At 66.5% G+C, this 17,966-nt stretch carries 15 protein-coding genes and 1 pseudogene; 1 reads left to right on the forward strand and 15 read right to left on the reverse strand.

The genetic code is table 11. The annotated features are described in order from the left end of the window. Window positions 1-14 precede the first annotated feature (14 nt). The 15 genes from FK527_RS05055 to fabG form a co-directional block, all read right to left on the reverse strand. A complete protein-coding gene (locus FK527_RS05055) occupies window positions 15-734 on the reverse strand; it encodes a glutathione S-transferase family protein (RefSeq protein WP_144730651.1) in 720 nt (239 codons plus the stop codon). 175 nt (window positions 735-909) lie between these two features. After that, the gene (locus FK527_RS05060; RefSeq protein ID WP_144730654.1) at window positions 910-2,115 is read right to left on the reverse strand and encodes an MFS transporter; all 1,206 of its coding nucleotides are present in this window, start codon (window positions 2,113-2,115) and stop codon (window positions 910-912) included. A 36-nt stretch (window positions 2,116-2,151) separates the two neighbouring features. Next, entirely contained in the window at window positions 2,152-4,614 is a 2,463-nt protein-coding gene (locus FK527_RS05065; RefSeq protein ID WP_186298386.1) for a putative bifunctional diguanylate cyclase/phosphodiesterase, read from the reverse strand. A 15-nt stretch (window positions 4,615-4,629) separates the two neighbouring features. After that, window positions 4,630-5,904 (reverse strand): ABC transporter substrate-binding protein, encoded by a 1,275-nt coding sequence (locus FK527_RS05070; protein ID WP_144730657.1) that lies wholly within the window; start codon window positions 5,902-5,904, stop codon window positions 4,630-4,632. A 141-nt stretch (window positions 5,905-6,045) separates the two neighbouring features. Next, complete coding sequence (locus FK527_RS05075) at window positions 6,046-6,498, reverse strand: PaaI family thioesterase (RefSeq protein WP_144730661.1); 453 nt, start codon at window positions 6,496-6,498, stop codon at window positions 6,046-6,048. 32 nt (window positions 6,499-6,530) lie between these two features. After that, window positions 6,531-7,697, reverse strand: a complete 1,167-nt coding sequence (locus FK527_RS05080) for an acyl-CoA dehydrogenase family protein (protein WP_144730664.1) — start codon at window positions 7,695-7,697, stop codon at window positions 6,531-6,533. 49 nt (window positions 7,698-7,746) lie between these two features. After that, on the reverse strand, window positions 7,747-8,955 hold the full coding sequence (locus tag FK527_RS05085) for an ABC transporter substrate-binding protein (RefSeq protein WP_144730667.1): 1,209 nt from the start codon (window positions 8,953-8,955) through the stop codon (window positions 7,747-7,749). A gap of 144 nt (window positions 8,956-9,099) precedes the next feature. Beyond that, window positions 9,100-9,912 (reverse strand): enoyl-CoA hydratase-related protein, encoded by an 813-nt coding sequence (locus FK527_RS05090; protein WP_144730670.1) that lies wholly within the window; start codon window positions 9,910-9,912, stop codon window positions 9,100-9,102. A gap of 69 nt (window positions 9,913-9,981) precedes the next feature. Further along, window positions 9,982-11,127, reverse strand: a complete 1,146-nt coding sequence (locus FK527_RS05095) for an acyl-CoA dehydrogenase family protein (RefSeq protein WP_144730673.1) — start codon at window positions 11,125-11,127, stop codon at window positions 9,982-9,984. Window positions 11,128-11,190: 63 nt separating this feature from the next. Next, window positions 11,191-12,330: a CaiB/BaiF CoA transferase family protein gene (locus FK527_RS05100; RefSeq protein ID WP_144730676.1), complete on the reverse strand. Its 1,140-nt coding sequence runs from the start codon at window positions 12,328-12,330 to the stop codon at window positions 11,191-11,193. A 117-nt stretch (window positions 12,331-12,447) separates the two neighbouring features. Further along, the gene (locus tag FK527_RS05105; protein WP_144730678.1) at window positions 12,448-13,239 is read right to left on the reverse strand and encodes a citryl-CoA lyase; all 792 of its coding nucleotides are present in this window, start codon (window positions 13,237-13,239) and stop codon (window positions 12,448-12,450) included. 131 nt (window positions 13,240-13,370) lie between these two features. Continuing rightward, a complete protein-coding gene (locus FK527_RS05110) occupies window positions 13,371-13,853 on the reverse strand; it encodes a MaoC/PaaZ C-terminal domain-containing protein (protein ID WP_144730681.1) in 483 nt (160 codons plus the stop codon). An 82-nt stretch (window positions 13,854-13,935) separates the two neighbouring features. Next, window positions 13,936-15,456, reverse strand: a complete 1,521-nt coding sequence (locus tag FK527_RS05115) for a class I adenylate-forming enzyme family protein (RefSeq protein WP_186298387.1) — start codon at window positions 15,454-15,456, stop codon at window positions 13,936-13,938. Between the two features lie 30 nt (window positions 15,457-15,486). Beyond that, window positions 15,487-16,635, reverse strand: a complete 1,149-nt coding sequence (locus FK527_RS05120; RefSeq protein WP_144730687.1) for an acyl-CoA dehydrogenase family protein — start codon at window positions 16,633-16,635, stop codon at window positions 15,487-15,489. A 69-nt stretch (window positions 16,636-16,704) separates the two neighbouring features. Beyond that, the gene (fabG, locus tag FK527_RS05125; RefSeq protein WP_144730690.1) at window positions 16,705-17,454 is read right to left on the reverse strand and encodes a 3-oxoacyl-ACP reductase FabG; all 750 of its coding nucleotides are present in this window, start codon (window positions 17,452-17,454) and stop codon (window positions 16,705-16,707) included. 220 nt (window positions 17,455-17,674) lie between these two features. Here fabG and FK527_RS05130 point away from each other — a divergent pair. Then, window positions 17,675-17,966 (forward strand): annotated as a pseudogene (locus tag FK527_RS05130) (hypothetical protein); the annotation flags it as partial.

Here is a 17,966-nt window from a genome sequence, read left to right on the forward strand (position 1 = left end):
TGAATCGAGGAATATCAGCGTGCCGGCGGCGCGGCGTCTTTGGACTGGCCCATCTCGACCATGCCGCGCGCCTCTTGCGAGAACTGCGCGGCCTTGTCCTCGCCGTCGCGCGTGAGGTCGATCTTGGATGGCGGGCGCTCGATGCCGCGCTGCACCGCGGGGCGCGCGCGGATGGCGTCGCGCCAGCGCTTGAGGTGCGGCAGGTCGTCGATCTCTATGCCCGACCAGCGGTGCGTGCGCACCCAGGCCCAGTTGGCGATGTCGGCGATCGAGTAGTCGCCCGCAAGGTATTCGTGGTCTTTGAGGTGGCCGTCGAGCACGCGAAACAATCGCTTGCACTCGCCCTGGAAGCGGTCGATCACGGGCGGGATTTTTTCGGGGAAGTAGCGGTAGAACACGTTCGCCTGGCCCATCATGGGGCCCACGCCGCCCATCTGGAACATCAGCCACTGGATCACGCGCGAACGGCCCTTGCGGTCGGTGGGCATGAGGCGGCCGGTTTTCTCGGCCAGGTAGATCAGGATCGCGCCGGACTCGAACACGGCAAAGTCGTCCTCATCGTGATCGACGATCGCGGGGATGCGGCCGTTGGGGTTGATGGCGAGAAATTCGGGTGACTTCTGCTCGTTCTTGGCTAGGTCGAGCAGCTTGAGCTCGTAGGGCAGGCCGAGCTCTTCGAGCGCGATCGATGCTTTGTGGCCGTTGGGCGTGCCGGCGGTGTAGAGGTCTATCATGGGTTTGCTCCGGTGGGTGGTTGGTGCGGATCGGTGCAACGATCATAGTCAAGCCCGTCGATGGATGACCTTCGTATGCCCAAGTGGCTGCGGCGCATGGGCAGTGCAGAGAAGGCGGCCATTGCGTTATACCAGCAAAAATGGCCGTTTACGCAGATACAGCAAGCACAAGCAGCTACTGTTTTACAAGCATCCGCTGGCGCGCGACGAGCCACAGCAAGCCCAGCGCCACGAGCGCGATGGGCGCGAGCGAGCCGTAGTTGAGCAGCACCCAGCCCTGCGTGGTCACGAGCGCCCCCGAGGAGAACGAGGTCACGGCCATGGTGGCGAAGACGAAGAAGTTGATCGCCGCCTGGGCGCGGTCTTTTTCTTCGGGGCGATAGGCCTGCACGGCGAGCGTGGTGCTGCCCGTGAACAGAAAGTTCCAGCCCACGCCGAGCAAAAACAGCGCCACACCGAAATGCCGCAGCTCCAACCCCAGCAGCGCCACGCCCACGCAGGCAAGGTTGAGCAGCACGCCCACGGCCATGATGCGCACGGCACCCCAGCGCTCGATCAGGCGCCCCGTGAAGAAGCCCGGCGCGAACATGCCGATCACGTGCCACTGCAGCACCTGGGCCGCGTCGTCGAAGCTGAAGCCGCAGACCTGCATGGCCAGCGGCGTCGCGGCCATGAGCAGGTTCATGACACCGTAGCCCAGCGCCGCACCGAGCACGGCCACGGCAAACGCCGGCGCGCGCAGCAGCTCGGCCACGCTGCGGCCTGCGGCAGGAACTGCGGCGGCCGCGCCGCTCTGCGCGTTGGACAGCGCCTTGGACTGCGCAGCCACAGGAAAGCGTATGCCCGCCATGCAGGCCATGGACAGCAGCGCCACGCCGACCAGCGCCAGGTACGCGCCCGCAAAAGGCACAGCAAACAGCGTGCGCGTGACGCGCGCCAGGTAGGGCCCGGCCACGGCGCCGATCAGGCCGCCCGCCAGCACGAGAGAGACGGCGCGCTCGCGCGCGTGCGGCGGCGCCAGCTCGACCGCGGCAAAGCGGTACAGCTGCGCATTGGCGTTGTAGTACCCCGCCACCACGGTGGCCGCGCACAGCAGCCAGAACTGCCGGCCCACCGCCGCCCAGGCGCACAGCAGCGCCGACAGCAGCGCCACCAGCAGCCCCGCCTGGAACGAAGCCTTGCGCCCCCACAGCGCCTGGCTGCGCGCCACCAGCGCGGTCGAAAGCGCCCCGCCGACCACATAGCCCATCACCGGCAGCGTGGCCATCCAGCCCTGCGGCGCAAGCTCCAGCCCCACAAGCCCATTGATGGCGATGAAGACGACGTTGTTGGTCAGGAAAAGACCCTGGCACAGGGTCAGCAGCGCAAGGTTCTTATTCATGGGCAAGAGGATGGATTGCGGGGCGGCACGTGTTTTTCAGCCCGCCGCACTCAGTGTCCGTGTTTGCGCTTCGAACTCCGGCAGCGGCACGGGGCGGCCGAAGTGGTAGCCCTGGTAGGCGTGGCAGCCCACGCGGGCCAGAAACTCGCGCTGCGCTGCGGTCTCCACGCCCTCGGCGATCACGCCCAGGCCCATGGTCTGCGCAAGGGCGACGATGGACTGCGCGAGCGCCGCGGCGCTAGGGTCGCTGAGCACGTCGCGCACGAACGATTGGTCGATCTTGAGCTGATCGAGCGGCAGGCGCCGCAGGTAGGCGAGCGAGGAATAGCCCGTGCCGAAGTCGTCGAGCGCAAAGCGCACGCCGCGCGCCTTGAGGGTCTGCATTTTGTCGATCGCGTCTTCGACGTTGGTCACCAGCATGCTCTCGGTGAGCTCGAGCTTGAGGCGCTGCGGATTCGCGCCCGTTTCATCGAGCACCTGCAGCACCTGTTCGACGAAGTCTGCCTGGCGCAGCTGCTGTGCGCTGAGGTTGACCGCGAGCGTGAGCTGCGCCATTTCGGGCTGCGCAGCCCATGCGGCGAGCTGCGCGCAGGCCGCGCGCAGCACCCACTGGCCTATGGGCAGGATCAGGCCCGTTGTTTCGGCCAGCGGGATGAAGGCGGCGGGCGAGACCATGCCGCGCTGCGGGTGCTGCCAGCGCAGCAGCACCTCGGCGCCCGTGACACGCCCTGCGCCATCGACCTGCAGCTGGTAGTGCAGTGCGAGCTGGCCCTGCGGCAAGGCCTCGCGCAGGTCTTTTTCGAGCGCCACGCGCTCGCGCACGGCCTGGGCCATCTCGGCGTCGAAAAAACGCAGCGCGTTGCGCCCGGCGTCCTTGGCCTGGTACAGCGCCACGTCGGCCTGCTTGAACAGCTCGTCCACCGACACGCCGCGTCCGCGCAGCAACGTGGCGCCTATGCTCGCGGTACAGCGAAAAACCATATCGCCCAGCTGGTAGTTCTGGCCCAGGGCTTCGAGCATGCGCGCACCCACGGCCTCGACGTGCTGCACGATGGCCGCTTCACTCGCGGCCTGCAGGGGCAACAGCACCATGAATTCATCGCCGCCCGCACGCGCCACCACGTCCTCGGGACGCACGGCGGCGCGCAGGCGCTGCGCCGCCTGCTGCAGCAACATGTCGCCCATGTCGTGCCCGGCGGTTTCGTTGATGGCCTTGAAGTCGTCGAGGTCGATGAACAGCAGCGCGCCGCAAAAGCCGCTTTCGCAGGCGCTGCCGCTGCAGCACGCCATGGTCTGGCGCAGGCGCTCGAGCAGCTGCGTGCGGTTGGGCAGGCCCGTCAGGGCGTCGAAATAGGCGAGCCGGTGGACCTGCTCCTGTGCCTGCTTGCGCTCGGTGATGTCGGCGTAAATGCCCAGCACGCCCGAGACCTGGCCTGCAGCGTCGCGCAGCGGCACCTTGGAGGTGCTGAGCCAGATGGTGCGGCCCTCGGGCGTGGTCTGTGGTTCTTCGTAGTCGAGCTTGGGCTGGCCGCTGGTCATGACCCGCTGATCGTCGGCACGGTAGGCATGGGCCTGAGCGCGCCAGGGCATCTCATCATCGGTCTTGCCCACCAGCTCCTCGGGCGCGGACGCGCCGGCATCGTGCGCGAACCGGGGGTTGCAACCCATGATGCGCGAGTCGCGGTCTTTCCAGAACACGCGGATCGGCGCGTTGTCGATCACGGAAGCGAGCAGTTCTTTTTGCGCGCGCAGCGCCTCGAGATGGCGCTGCTGCTGCGCGAGCAGGCGGGCGAGCTGGTCCGTCATTGCGTTCACGCCGCGCTGCAGCAGCCCGAGCTCGTCCTCGGCCGTGACGGGTATGCGCGCATCGAGCTCGCCCTGCTCGACGCGCTCCAGCACCTGCAGCGACAGCGCAACGCGCCGCGTGATCAGCCGCTGCGCAAACAGCACGATGCCTGCGGAGGTGAGCACGATGAACATCAGCGAGCCCACCAGCCCGCCCCAGGCGATGGCGCGTTGCGTGGCCGCGAGCGGCGCGGTGCTCACCGTGAGCACCGTGGTGTAGATGGGCGCGGTATCGGCGGCGCTGCGCGGACGCAGCACAAAGGTGAGCGCATCGCCCTGCGTGACGAAGCGATCCTCGGGCGCATCCGGCGCCAGCCACGCAGCCTCGAAGCCCGGCAACTGCACGGCCAGGCGCCCGAGCTGCGCCGGGTTGCTCGCCACGATGACGCGGCCATTGCCGCCGATCACCATACCCTCGAGATACGGCAGACCCACCAGGTCGGACATGATGGAAGGCCGCGCCACCATCCCCAGGGGCAGCTCTTCGGCCGCGATCATGTGCCCGATCTGGTGTAGGCGTGCATAGGTGCGCTCGGCAATCGAGTGGCTGAAGCGGTCGATATAGAACCAACCGAGCGCACCGAAGGCCAGCACTTCGATCGCGACCACTACGAGCGCAATGCGAGCGATCAAACCGAAGCGAATCTTGCTCATCATGCGTTTTGTGGCTCAAGGCGCATAGTGCGGCATGGCGGCCAGGGGTTCGAGCCGCGCCCCGCCTTCGGGCGCGTAACGCACCTGCGCGGGCGGCAGGTGGCCGAGGATCACCTGGCTCAACTCGGGCCGGTCGGGGCGCGGCTTCCAGGTGGCGATGTAGATGGTCTGCTGCAGGTGGTGGCTCTGCGGGTCCATGTAGGCGTCGTCGTGCTGCATGCGCTCGCGCGCGCTCCAGCGCATGCCCTCAAGCGCACGGATCAGTGCATGGTTGTCAGTGCTGCCGGTGCGTTCGATGGCCGTAAGCAGCGCCTTGGTGGCCAGGTAGGCGGCGTGGGTCACGTCGCCGGGATAGGGCAGCCGCTGGGTGTGGCGATAGCGTTCGCGGTAGCGCGCCACGAATTGCGCCGTGCCCGGCGTGTCGAGGTTCCAGGCCCAGGTGGTGCCGTAGAGCGGGCGCGGCGTGCCGGGCGCGGGGTAGAGTTCCTCCCAATCGACCTCGCCGACGACCCAGGACTGCGCCTCGAACACTGCGGGGTCGATGTGCGCGAACAGGCGGATCTGGTTGCTGCCGCTCACGTTCACCGCCACCACCTCAGCAGCCATGGCCGCGACCTGCCGCAGCGCGCCCGCCGGGTCGGGCAGCGCCACCGGCACCATGACTTCACCCACCACACTGCCGCCATACTCGGCCACGATGGCGCGCGAGGCGGCGGCGTTGCTGCGGCCCCAGTCGTTATCTTCGGTCAGCAGCACGACGCGCTTGCCCGGGCGCTGCGCCAGCGCGTACTGCAGCAGGGCGCGGTTGAAATTGGCGCCGTTGGCATCGAAGCTGAACTTGCTGCGGTGCGCGTTTTCGACCGCTTCGGACGGCGCCGACGAATTGGTGTTGATGAACAGCACGCCGTACTGCTGGCAGACCGCGGACATGCTCGCGGCCACGCCCGAATCGATGGCGCCGAGCAGAAAGCCCACCTTGCTTTCGGTGATGAGCTGCTGCGCCACCTGCGCCGCGCGCGCCTTGTCGAGCGTGGGATCGCGCGCGACCAGCACCACCTCGCGCCCGAGCACGCCGCCGCGCGCGTTGAACTCCTCCACCGCCATCTCGGCGCCGCGCCGGTCCGCCTCGGCATGCAGCGCAAAGCGCCCGCTCGTGGGCGCAACGTGCGCGATCACGAGCGGCGCTTTGGCGGCCCCAGGCACCGCCGCAGACGTCTGCGCCCACCCCATGCAGGCCACGAGCAGGCCCATGCCCAGCAAAACCCCCAAACGTAAAAATGTCTTTTTCACGATGGCTGCGAGTTTAACCAGCGGTAACTGCGTTAACCAGCGGTAACTGCGGCGCGAAACTCCTGATCCGCATCCGCTCCTTGCAGGCACATTTGCTTTGACCTGGGTAAAACTCCCTGCTACTGCGCCAACGGCCGTTTTTTACCCCATGCGCGCAATGCGTATCGCCAGCACCTCGCCGCTCACGCAGCGCTCGCCGTCGCTCAGGAGGTCGGTGTGCACCAGGTACTTGCGCCCTTCGACCTTGGCGATGCGCGCGCGCAGTTCCACCTCGCGCATGGGCACGGGCTTGTGGTATTTGATCGTCATCGTGCCCGTGACCATGAAAAGATCGGGGTCGAACACGTCGTCATGCCCGGCCTGGCGGTTGGCATAGGCGACGGCGGCGTTGAGCGAGTGGCAGTCGATCAGGCTCGCCGAAATGCCACCATAGAGGAAGTTGGGCGGGCCGGTCATGTAGTCCTTGGGCGTCCAGCGGCAGACGACTTCGTCGCCCTCCCACAAACTGTGGATTTGCAACCCGTAGGGGTTGTCCGGCCCGCAGCCGAAGCAGTAGTTGGGGCGGAGTTTTTCTTGGATGTAAGCGCCGGTCATAGAGTCTTTGAAGAAAGGAAAGCGAAAAGTGCTCAACCCTGCGTGCCTATGTGCATGATCTTGGCCAGGATGCCGAGCATGACTTCGTCGGCGCCGCCGCCGATCGAGGCGAGGCGCCCGTCGCGGTACTTGCGCGAAACCTTGTTTTCCCAGGTGAAGCCCATGCCACCCCAGAACTGCAGGCAGGTGTCGGGCACGATGCGGCTCAGGCGCCCGGCCTTGAGCTTGGCCATGGTGGCCCATTCAGTCACGTCCTCGCCGGCGATGTAGTGCTCGCAAGCCTGGTACACCAGCGCGCGCAGCGCCTCGATCTCGGCCTTGAGCTCGGCGAGCTTGAACTGCACCCACTGCTTGTCGGCCAGGGCGCCACCGAACATTTTGCGTTCCTGCGCCCACTCGATGGTCCACTGGATGCAGTTGGTGAGCGACTGCAGGCAGCTCGCCGCGGCCCACAGGCGCTCTTCCTGGAACTGCTGCATCTGATAGATGAAGCCCTTGCCCTCCTCGCCGATGCGGTAGCGCTGCGGCACGCGCACCTCGTCGAAGTAGATCAGGCCCGTGTCGCTCGCGTTCATGCCGATTTTTTTGATCTTGCGCGCGACCTCGATGCCGGGGCGCAGCTTGCCGTTCTCGCGCATGGGCACCATGATCAGCGTTTTGTTCTTGTGGATGGGGCCGTCGCCGGTGTTGACCAGCATGCACATCCAGTCGGCCTGCAGGCTGTTGGTGATCCACATCTTCTGGCCGCTGATGACGTAGTCGTCGCCGTCCTTGCGCGCGCGGCTCTTGATGCCCGCCACGTCGCTGCCCGCGCTGGGCTCGGACACGCCGATGCAGCCCACCATGTCGCCCGCGATCGCGGGTGCGAGGAACTGCCGGCGCAGCTCGTCGCTGCCAAAGCGCGCGAGCGCCGGCGTGCACATATCCGTCTGCACGCCGATGGCCATGGGAATCGCGCCGCACTCGATGTGCCCGAGCGCCTCGGCCATGGCCACGCTGTAGCTGTAATCGAGCCCCGCGCCGCCGTATTCCTGTGGTTTGGTGAGCCCGAGCAGGCCCAGGTTGCCGAGCTTTTTGAACACCTCGTGCGCGGGGAAGATTTCGGCGTCCTCCCATTCATCGACGTGCGGGTTGATCTCGTCGTCGATGAAGCGCTTGAGGGTCTGCTGGATTTCGCGGTGTTCGTGGGTATAGCGCATGGTGGGTCTCCTGAAAATCAATAAAAAATGGCCGCAAAGGCTCCTGCCATTATTTCCAGAGCTTGCAGCGGCTTTCTTCCTTGGTGGTGAAAACTTCCTCGCCCGGCAAGGTCTTGAGCACCTTGAAGTAATCAAACTTGCCTTTGGACTCGGCGGGCGACTTGACCTGCAGCAGGTACATGTCGTGCGCGTAGCGGCCATCGGGACGCACGCGGCCCCTGCCATACATGTCGTTGAGCTCGATGCTCTTGAATTCGGCCATGACCTTGTCGGCGTCGGTGGTGCCGAGTTTTTGCACGATGCGCAGGTAGTTTTTGACGGCCGAATAGTCCGAAGCCTGGATCGAGGTGGGCATCTTGCCGGTCTTGGCGTAGAAGTCCTCCGCGAACTTCTTGCTTTCTGGCGAGCGCTCCCAGTGCCAGTTGTCGGCATAAATCAGCCCTTGCGTTTGCTTCAGGCCCAAAGTCTGGATGTCGCTGCTGAAAATCAGCAGCGCCGTGATCTGCATGCTCTTGTCTATGCCGAACTCGCGCGCGGCCTTGATGGCATTGATGGTGTCGCCGCCCGCATTGGCCAGCGCGAGCACCTTGGCCTTGGAGTTTTGCGCCTGCAGCAAAAAGGAAGAAAAGTCCGAGGCGTTGAGCGGATGGCGCACGCTGCCCAGCACCCTGCCGCCCTGCGCCTTGACCACCTTGGAGGTATCGGCCTCCAGCGCATGGCCAAAGGCATAGTCGGCCGTCAGAAAGAACCAGTCCTTGCCACCGGCTTCGGTGATCGCCTTGCCCGAGGCCTTGGCGTGCGCCACGGTGTCGTAGGTGTAGTGGATGAAGTAGGGGCTGCACAGTTCGTTGGTGAACGCCGAGGTACCCGCCCCGGTGATCATGAAAACGCGCTTTTTCTCATCGGCGATCTTGCCCATGGCCAGCCCAGCGCTCGAATTGGTGCCGCCCACGAGCATTTGCATGTTCTGCGTGTCGAACCATTCGCGCGCCCGCGAGGCGGCGATGTCGGCCTTGTTCTGGTGGTCGGCGCTCAGCAGCTGGATGGGCTTGCCCAGCACCTTGCCGCCGACTTCATCGATGGCCATCTGGATCGCCGCGAGCCCGCCTTTGCCGTCACCGTCGGAATACACGCTCGACATGTCGGTGACGAAGCCGATGGTGACTTTGTCGGCGTTCTGCGCCTGGGCCGCGCCTGTGGCCAGGGTGGCGAGCAGTGCGGCACCCAGCAGCGCCAGAGGATGGGAGGGTTTAGCCATGGTTTGTCTCCTGCACATGGGGATGGATGCTACGTTTTTGATTGTTAATTTATGCCAATGAAATAGCCATCCAGCGCTTGATGGACAAGCGCAAGCAGCTCCTTTTTCGATTGCATCTTTTTCATATTCCGATGCGCGCGCCGCTCACGCCTTGTCGCTGTGCTTGCGGCGCCAGGCCGGGGCGCGTTTTTCGTAGAAGCTCGTGAGGCCCTCGCGGGCTTCGTCGGTTTCCCAGAAGTCGGCGAGGCGATCGACGGTGTAGATGAGGTTGTCGGCCATGTCGTGCGCGAGCACGTATTGCACCAGTTTTTTCGTCATCTGCACCGCGCCCGGGGCGCAGGCGAGTGCGAGGTCGATCTCGGCGTTCACGGCCTGGTCGAGCTCGGCGGCGGGGACGACTTCGTGCACCAGGCCGTAGCGCTGCGCCTCGGCGGCGCTCATGATCTTGCCGTTCAGGAACACGCGGCGCGCGTAGCTCGGGCCGAGCTTGGCCGCGACGTAGGGCGAGATGGTCGCGGGCACCAGGCCCAGGCGCACTTCGCTGAGCGAAATCTTGGCGCTGTCCACGGCCACGACCACATCGCAGATCGAGATCAGCCCGACGCCGCCACCGTAGGCCGAGCCGTTGATGCGGCCGATGATGGGGCGCCCGAAGGTGTCGAGCCGCGCAAGCACATTGGCCAGCGGCATGCCGCTGCGGATGCGGCTCGCGCGATTTTGCTCGCGCTGGCTTTGCTGCCAGCGGAAGTCACCGCCCGCGCAAAAGCTCTCACCCTCGCCGCTGAGCACCACGACGCGCGCCGCCGGGTCGGCCTCTATGGCGTCGAGCGCCTGGTTGATCTCCTGGAACATGGTGGGGTTGAGCGCGTTGTGCATGTCGGGACGCGCGAGCGTGAGGCGCGCGACGCCGAGCGCGTCTATGTCCAGGCGGATGGTTTCGAAGTTCTGGCTGGCCATGAAAGCTCCTTGGCGTAGTGTGGGAAAAAGACTGGAGGGGAAAGGAAAGAAGCGAAAAAGCGCCCGCCATCAGGCGCGCAGCGCCGAGATGCCCAGCACCGACTGCGCCAGCAGCAGCGACTGGATCTGGTTCGTGCCTTCGGCGATGGTGAGGTGCCGCGCGTCGCGGTACAGGCGCTCCACGGGGAAGTCGCGCGTGTAGCCGGCGCCGCCGTGGACCTGCAGCGCGAGCTCGCACACGCGCAGCGTGGCCTGGCTGTTGTGGCGCTTGGCGAGCGAGCACAGGCGGGCGCGATCGGGCAGCCGGCGATCGAGCGCGTCGGCGGCACGGTACGACAGCAGGCGCGAGGTTTCGAGGTCGGTCATCATGTCGGCGATCATCTGCTGCACGAGCTGGAAGCCGCCGATCTTGCGCCCGAACTGCTCGCGCTCGCCCGCATAGCGCAGCGCGGCGTCGTAGGCCGCCTGCGACAGGCCCGTGCAGACGAAGGACACGAAGCAGCGCCCGATGTTCAGGTAGTGCTTGGCGATGGCAAAGGCCTGGCCGGGCTGGCCGATCAGCGCCTCGGTCGGCAGCAGCATGTCGTCGAACAGCAGCTCGCCCAGCGGGCAGGAGTTCATGCCCATGCTGCGCACTTCGCGCGCCGAAAAGCCGGGCAGGTCGCGCTCGACGAGGAAGGCCGAGACGGCGTCCGCGCCCGTGCGCGCGAACACCACGCCCAGGTCGGCCCCCGTGCCGTTGGAGATGTAGAGCTTGCGCCCATTGAGCCGCCAGTGCGCGCCGTCGCGCTCGGCGTGCGTCTGCACCTGGCTCGCGTCGGAGCCTACGTTGGGCTCGGTGAGCGCAAAAAAACCCGTCTTGCGGCCCGAAACCAGGTCGGCCAGGTAGCGCTCACGCTGCGCCGGCGTGCCGTGCTGCGCGACGATGAGCAGCGCGAGGTTGGAGGTGCTGATGATGCTGCGCAGCGAGGGCCACACACGCGAAAGCTCGCACAGCAGCGTGCAGTAGGTCACGTAGTCGAGCCCCTGCCCGCCCTGCTCGGGCGGCAGCAAGCCGCCGAGCAGACCGAAGTCGTGCATGCGCTGGATGACCTGCGGCGGCGGCATGCGGTAGGCGTCCTCGTACTCCTCGACCAGCGGCGCGACCTCGGCCTCGAGGTAGCGCCGAAACTGCTGCAGCGCGATCTGCTGCCAGTCTTCGAGCGCAAACTGCATGGGCTGTCTCCTTGTGCTTTGTGTTGTGGTGGGGCGCTGCGGGGTGTGGTGGGCGGTGCGACCTCAGCGCGCCGTCAAACCCTGCAGCACTTCGGCCTGGTGCGCGCCGAGCGCGGGCACGCCCTGCGCCACGCCTGCGATGCCCTGCATGGGCACGGGGAAGGCGATCATCTGCTCCTTGCCTATCTGCTGCACCAGCCCGCGCGCCTTGAGCTGCGGATCGTCGGCGAGGTCGTCGAGCGTGTTGAGCGGGCCGTAGGGCACGTCCACGCTTTCAAGCAGCGCGGCCCAATGCGCGTAGCTTTGCGTGGCGATGCGCTGCGCGAGCGCCGCGGTGATGGCGTCGTAGGCTTTGCTGCGCGTGGCGAAGTCCTCGTAGGCCGGGTCGGCAAACTCTTGCAGCTGCAGCGCCTGCACGAGGCGGCGCCAGAACGGCGTCTCGATCGCGCCGATGGTGATGTGGCGCCGGTCCTGGGTGCGGAAGATGCCGTAGCCGGGGTGGTTCATGAGCTTGGACTTGTCGAACACCTCGCCTTTTTGCCGCGCCTCGTTCCACACGCCCAGGCGTGGCACGACCCAGCTCGCGAGCGCGTCGGTGATGGCCACGTCGAGGTACTGGCCTTTTTGCGTGCTGGCGCGGCTGTGCAGCGCGCCGAGGATGCTCACGAGCGCGTACATGGCCGCGGCGAGGTCACCCACGGGAATGCCTATGCTGTAGTCGGGCTCGCTGCCGTGGCCCGAGAGCGCCACCACGCCGGCCATGCCCGCGTAGTTGAGGTCGTGCCCCGGCCACAGGCGCGCCGGGCCAGTCTGGCCGTAACCGCTGATCGAGCAATAAATGAGGCGCGGGTTGAGCGCGCTGAGGCTCGCGTAATCGATGCCCAGGCGCGCCGTGACGTCGGGCCGGTAGCCTTCGATGAGCACGTCGGCCTGCTGCGCGAGCTGCTGGAGCGTGGCGCGGTCGGCGTCGGTCTTGAGGTCGAGCACGATGCTTTTCTTGCCGCGGTTCACGGCGCTGAACAGCCCCGGGAACATGCCGCGCGCGTTGTCGCCGCCAGGGCGCTCGACCTTGATCACGGTCGCGCCCATTTCGACCATTTGCTGCGTGGCGTAAGGGCCGGGCAGCAGCTCGGTCAAATCGAGCACGGTCAGGCCCGCGAGCGGGGCGGAGGCGGTGGCAGATGCGGATGCGGCAGAGTTCATGAGGTTCGCAAAGTGATGGGGGAAAAGGAACGGTGATGCGGAGTGGCTTGCGGCAGCGAGGCGCGGCGGTGGAATGCGGGCAACGAAAATCGTGCGCTGCACGGCGCCGCGCCATCCTCACTTGCGCGGCGCGAGCCCGGCGAGCTGGGCCGAGTCGTCCTGCCCGAGGATCAAGTCCCAGATTTTTTGCCCAAGCGGCTTCGCGGCCTCGTCCATGAGGTGCGCGAGCAGCCCGGCCGAGCGCCCGATCAGCGCAAAGGCGCGCGCCCAGATTGGCGCAAGCCCCATGTCCGAGACGCTCGCACCCACGGCGCCCGCGGCGTTCATGGGCAGCAGGCGGCCGTATTCCTCCTTGGCGGCCTGCTCCACCGCGCACATGAAGCGCCAGTGCTTGCCGTCGAAGCCGTTGTCGCGCGCAATCTGGCGCAGGCGCGGCGTGCGCGGGTCGCCGTGGATGTGGATGGGGTGGCCCATGCCGGGCAGGATGCGCTTGGCTGCGCGGTAGCTTTTGACGACCTCGCGCGCCTGCGCGGCCACTTCGGCCTCAGACGCGTCGAGCGTCAGACTGCCGATGTGGTCTTGCGCGAACTGCGCGGCGTTTTGCATGGTGCCGAGAAAGTGGTTGCCCGCGCCGAGCAGCCCCGCGGCCACGGCGCCCTGCAGCGACTCGGGTGCACCCAGGATGGTCATGCGTGCGGCAATGGCGCTGGGCGTGAGGCCGTGGTCGGTCGCGGTGACGATGATCGCGTTCATCATCGCGCGCATGGGGGCGCTCGGCTCCTGGCCCGTGGCGGTGAAATAGATCATGTCGATGAAGTCCATCTTGCCGATGATGTCTTCGCTCAGGTTGCGGCCGCGCACGAAGATCTGGTCTTGCGTGGTAAAGCCTATGTCGGTCTTGATGCTCATGGGGCGGGCTCCGAAATGAAAACTGGACTTACGCAAACAAGGATGCAGCGAGGTGTTTTGCCATGGGGCGTACGCCTGGCCTGACCCGGATTTGCGTAAGTCGTGGAAAAAACGGGCGCTTCGATCCGGGTTCACACTTCGACGGGCCGACGCCGCACGAGCAGCTTCCACACGCCCTCGACCACGACCTCGCCGCGCTGGTTGAGCACCTCGCGGCGGAACGCGACCACGCCGCGGTCGGGTTTGGAGGTGGGGGTTTTCTCGGCCACGCTGACGCGCACCTGCACGGTGTCGCCGATGAAGGTCGGCTTCGGGAAACGGCACTGGATGTCCAGCAGCCCCAGGAGGTTGGGCTCGAGGTGCTGGTTCAGCAGCATGCGCGTGACCAGGCCCGACATCACCGCGAGCACCAGCAGCCCGTGCGCAATGCGCTGGCCGTAGGCCGTGCCCTTGGCGTATTCGGCATCGACATGCAGGCGGTTGAAGTCCGCCGACAGGCAGGCAAAGTTGACCACGTCGGCCTCGGTGATGGTGCGCGTGGGGCTGTCGAAGCAATCGCCCACGTTCAGGTCTTCAAAAAAGAACGGGCGGGCTTGCAGGCTGGGGGTGCTCATGCGGGCTCCTTACAGAATTTAGATGAAAAATGCCTTTTACGCAGGTGTATCAAGCGCCAATAGCTCCGTATTCAATAGCATTTCAGCGGTGCGCCCCGGCCAGCACCTGCTCGACCAGCTGCGCCTTGAGCACGCGCCCCGTGAGGTTGCGCGGCACCTCGTCGACGAAGACCACGCGGCGCGGCTTTTTGTAGGGCGCGAGGCGCTCGGCGGCAAACGCGGCGATCTCGTCGGCGCTGGCCTGCGCGCCCGGGCGCAGCACGATCACGGCGCAGATCAGCTCCGTCCAGCGCTCGTCGGGCAGGCCGATACAGTGCGCCTCGGCCACCGCGGGGTGCTGCTGCAGCACTTCTTCGATTTCGGAGGCGTGCACGTTGATGCCGCCGCTTTTGATGATGTCGCGCTTGCGGCCCACGAAATACAGCAGCCCGTCGGCGTCGAAGCGCCCGAGGTCGCCGACGGTGAGGAACTCGCCGCGCCGCGTGCTCGCGGTGAGCGCTTCGTCCTCGAAGTAGCCGTCGTACTGCGAATCGCTGCGGCAGCAGATTTCGCCGACCTCGCCCGTGGGCACCTCGTGGCCGTCGTCGTCCAGCAGCTTGAGCTCCACGCCGAAAAACGGCCGCCCCACGCAATTACCTTCGAGGTGCGCGCGCACCTCGGGCCCCTTGAGGTTGGCGTAGGGCCCGACTTCGGTCGAGGCCGCGTAGATGTTGAGCACGCCGTCGCCGAGCCGGTCGAGCAGCGTGCGCTTGAGCGCGGCGGGAATCGCGCCCGCACCCGACTGGATCACGCGCAGGCTGCGCAAGTCGGCCGTGGCAAAGCGCGGGTGCTCGACCATGCGCTGCAGCATCGCGGGCAGCAGCATGGCCGAATGGATGCGCTCGCGCTCGATCGCGTCGAGCACCGTGCCCGCGTCGAAATGCTCGTGCAGCGACACGCTCGCGCCCAGGTACAGCGGCAGCAGCGCATACACGCAGCCCGCCGACAGGCACAACGGCAGCACGCACAAGGTGTGGTCGTCCATGCCAAAGCCCTGCTCGATCGCGCGCTCCTCGAAGCCGAAGCGCGAGCGCAGCGCGCCCTTGGGCCGGCCCGTGGTGCCCGAGGTGTGCAGCATGATGGTGCTACCGTCACGCCCCTCGGGCGGCGCGCCCTGGGCCTGCGCGAGCAGCGCGTCCCAGCGCAGCTCCCGGTGCGGAATTTGCGGCGCCTGCGCAGCCGCGTCGCCAAACCAGATCCAGCGCCGCGCCGGATCAGCGAGCGCCTGCGCGCGCTCGGCAAAGCCCGAGCCCAGCAAGGCCCAGCGCGCGTGCGCGGCGTCCATGCCCCAGCGCAGGTCGTCGTCGCTCAAACGGTAGTTGAGCGGCGCCGGCACCGCGCCCAGCCCCGTGAGCGCAAAGTAGGCCACGAGCATGTCCGGGTGGTTGAACGACAGCAGCGGCACCTTTTCGCCGGGCGCAATGCCCAGCGCGGCCAGCGCGCACATGGCGCGTTCGGTGGCCTGCAGCAGCTCGGCGTAACTCAGCCGCGTGTCGCGAAAGCGCAAGGCCGTGCGCTGCGGCACGCGGCGCGCGTTCAGGCGCAAGGCTTTGAGCAGGCTCATGGCCATGGCGTCACCTCGGATGGATTGGCATTAGCGGAAGGTCGAAATCCCCAGCACCTCGCGGCCGATGATCAAGGTCTGAATTTCGGTCGTGCCCTCGGGGATCATGCCGCCGCGCGTGTCGCGGAAGATGCGCTCGATCGGCAAATCTTCGCTGTAGCCCGAGCCGCCGTGCACCTGCAGCGCCATGCTCGCCACCTCGTGCGCGGCCTCGGCCGCGTAGAGCTTGGCGATCGAGCATTCGGTGCGCGCCGTGCCGCCCTGGTCCAGCGTCCAGGCCGCGCGGTAGCCGAGCGCGCGCGCCGCCTCGCAGCGCACCATCATGTCCACGATGAGCTTTTGCACGAGCTGAAAGCTGCCGATCACGCGCCCGAACTGCTTGCGCTGCTTGGCGTACTCGATCGACAAGTCGAGCGCCGCGCGCGCCGCGCCCACCGCGCCCATGGCCACGTTGAGGCGCCCAAAGTTCAGCCCCGTGAGAATGGACTTGAGCCCCTCGCCCTCCTTGCCCAGCAGATTCGCCTTGGGCACCACGGCGTCTTGAAAGCTCAGCTGCGAGGTGCCCGTGGCGCGGATGAACATCACGTCGGCGCGGCGCGCCTGGTACTGCGTCTCCTGGCGGTCGATGAGGAACAGGCTGATCTCACCGTCACAAGTGGCGCTGAAAGTGCGCGCCACGAGCACACCAAAGTCACCGTGAATGCCGTTGGTGATCCAGAGCTTTTCGCCGTTGACGAGGTAATGGTCGCCGCGGTCTTCGGCGCGCGTCTCGATGCCGGCCACGTTGGAGCCGTGGTTGGGCTCGGTGATCGCCATCCAGTGGCGCAGCTTGCCCGCGAGCAGCGGCGCCAGAAAGCGCTCCTGCTGTGCAGGCGTGCCGTGGCGGTGCAGCAGCGAGGCGATGATGTTGAGCGAATTCATCATCACGCGCAGCGACAGCCAGGTATAGCCCGCCTCTTCCATCAAGATCGCCCAGTCCACGTAGCGCAGGCCAAAGCCGCCCGCCGACTCGGGCAGCAAGCCGCCCAGGTAGCCGAACTGCTGCAGCTGCGGCAGCAAGTCCCAGGCGAATTCGCGGTTTTTCTCGCACTCGTTGATGCGCGGCGCCACGCGCTCGCGCATGAAGCGCCGCACCGTGTCGCGCAGCGTGTCTTGTTCAGGGGTGAAGCCGAAGTCCATGGTGCATCTTCCGGGAAGGGTGAAAAAGAGAACGAGAGAAAGGCCGCCGCACTCGGCCGCCGCGCGCCGTCAGCCGTAGCGCCCGCCCGTCACATGCAGCACGGCGCCGCTCACGTAGCCCGCGAGCTCGCTTGCCAGAAAGCACACCGCGCTCGCGATGTCGCGCGGCTGGCCCACGCGGCCCACGGGCGTGCGCGCCAGGGCGTTTTCCTTGATCTTGGCGTAGTGCGGCAGATTGCGCACGCCGTCGGTCTCGATGAAGCCCGGCGCCACGGTGTTCACGGTGATGCCGTTGCGCCCCAGCTCCAGCGACAGCGCACTGCTGAAGCCCAGAATGCCCGCCTTGGCCGCCGAATAATTGGCCTGCCCCGGATTGCCCAGGTGCGCGCGCGAGGAAATGTTGATGATGCGCCCCCACTGCTGCTCGGCCATGGTCGGCACCACCGCCTTGCTGCACAAAAATGCGCCCTTGAGGATGGTGTCCACCACCGCATCCCAATCGGCCTCGCTGAGCTTGACGATGCGCGCATCGCGCGCAAAACCCGCGTTGTTCACGAGAATATGCACGCCGCCAAAGGCATCCTGCGCCGCCTGTACGAGCCGCTCCACATCGGCGCTGCGCGTCACGTCCGCCGCCACCGCAATCGCCTGCAGCCCATCGCGCTGCAGCGCCGCGCAGGTCGCATCCGCCACCGCGCCGTCGATGTCGGTAATCACCACGCGCGCACCCTCTTCGGCCAGCGCCCGCGCCGTCTCCGCCCCAATCCCCCGCCCCGACCCCGTGACGATGGCCACCTTGCCTTGCAAACCCAGCTGCATGAAAACTCCTTGATTCGTAGCTGCTAACACTTGCTAGACGGCACTTTGCGGCCAAAATCACTGAACTTTTCTCAGCGAAGCCGCACGCCGGATCGAACAAACGTTTGATTGATAGTTTACCGACACTTGAGGCTTGGGGGATGCAGCGGGGTGCGATTCAAACTGATGTGTCTTAATAGTGCCTATTGGCGTAAGCCGGCAATGCCAGGAGGGCAGCGTGATGAGACCAGACGAGATCAGCGACGAGGAGATTGTGCGAGGGCTTCGCGAGCATCCGCAGATCCGCCAGCGAGTGGCATCGCTGCTGAGTGCGGTGCAGGACGCACACGGGGACTTGAAACGCGCCGATGACGCCGAGCAGCGCCTGAGCGAAGAGCTTCGCCGTCTTGGTCAGGAGGCGATGCAGGGCTGGGCTGAGCGCCAGGTTCGCATCACCGAGCAGGAACTACGCCGGGGTGGGCGGGTGCACCGCGAGGGTAAAAAAAACTCCTGTGGCACACCACCTTCGGCGA

This window comes from Extensimonas perlucida, assembly GCF_007655255.1.
GTDB lineage: Bacteria > Pseudomonadota > Gammaproteobacteria > Burkholderiales > Burkholderiaceae_C > Extensimonas > Extensimonas perlucida.

What these genes read in the sequence shown, in the direction of transcription:
- FK527_RS05055 (WP_144730651.1), bottom strand. Translation starts at nt 734, where the DNA reads ATGATAGACCTCTACACCGCCGGCACGCCCAACGGCCACAAAGCATCG.
- FK527_RS05060 (WP_144730654.1), bottom strand. Translation starts at nt 2,115, where the DNA reads ATGAATAAGAACCTTGCGCTGCTGACCCTGTGCCAGGGTCTTTTCCTG.
- FK527_RS05065 (WP_186298386.1), bottom strand. Translation starts at nt 4,614, where the DNA reads ATGAGCAAGATTCGCTTCGGTTTGATCGCTCGCATTGCGCTCGTAGTG.
- FK527_RS05075 (WP_144730661.1), bottom strand. Translation starts at nt 6,498, where the DNA reads ATGACCGGCGCTTACATCCAAGAAAAACTCCGCCCCAACTACTGCTTC.
- FK527_RS05080 (WP_144730664.1), bottom strand. Translation starts at nt 7,697, where the DNA reads ATGCGCTATACCCACGAACACCGCGAAATCCAGCAGACCCTCAAGCGC.
- FK527_RS05085 (WP_144730667.1), bottom strand. Translation starts at nt 8,955, where the DNA reads ATGGCTAAACCCTCCCATCCTCTGGCGCTGCTGGGTGCCGCACTGCTC.
- FK527_RS05090 (WP_144730670.1), bottom strand. Translation starts at nt 9,912, where the DNA reads ATGGCCAGCCAGAACTTCGAAACCATCCGCCTGGACATAGACGCGCTC.
- FK527_RS05095 (WP_144730673.1), bottom strand. Translation starts at nt 11,127, where the DNA reads ATGCAGTTTGCGCTCGAAGACTGGCAGCAGATCGCGCTGCAGCAGTTT.
- FK527_RS05100 (WP_144730676.1), bottom strand. Translation starts at nt 12,330, where the DNA reads ATGAACTCTGCCGCATCCGCATCTGCCACCGCCTCCGCCCCGCTCGCG.
- FK527_RS05105 (WP_144730678.1), bottom strand. Translation starts at nt 13,239, where the DNA reads ATGAGCATCAAGACCGACATAGGCTTTACCACGCAAGACCAGATCTTC.
- FK527_RS05110 (WP_144730681.1), bottom strand. Translation starts at nt 13,853, where the DNA reads ATGAGCACCCCCAGCCTGCAAGCCCGCCCGTTCTTTTTTGAAGACCTG.
- FK527_RS05115 (WP_186298387.1), bottom strand. Translation starts at nt 15,456, where the DNA reads ATGAGCCTGCTCAAAGCCTTGCGCCTGAACGCGCGCCGCGTGCCGCAG.
- FK527_RS05120 (WP_144730687.1), bottom strand. Translation starts at nt 16,635, where the DNA reads ATGGACTTCGGCTTCACCCCTGAACAAGACACGCTGCGCGACACGGTG.
- fabG (WP_144730690.1), bottom strand. Translation starts at nt 17,454, where the DNA reads ATGCAGCTGGGTTTGCAAGGCAAGGTGGCCATCGTCACGGGGTCGGGG.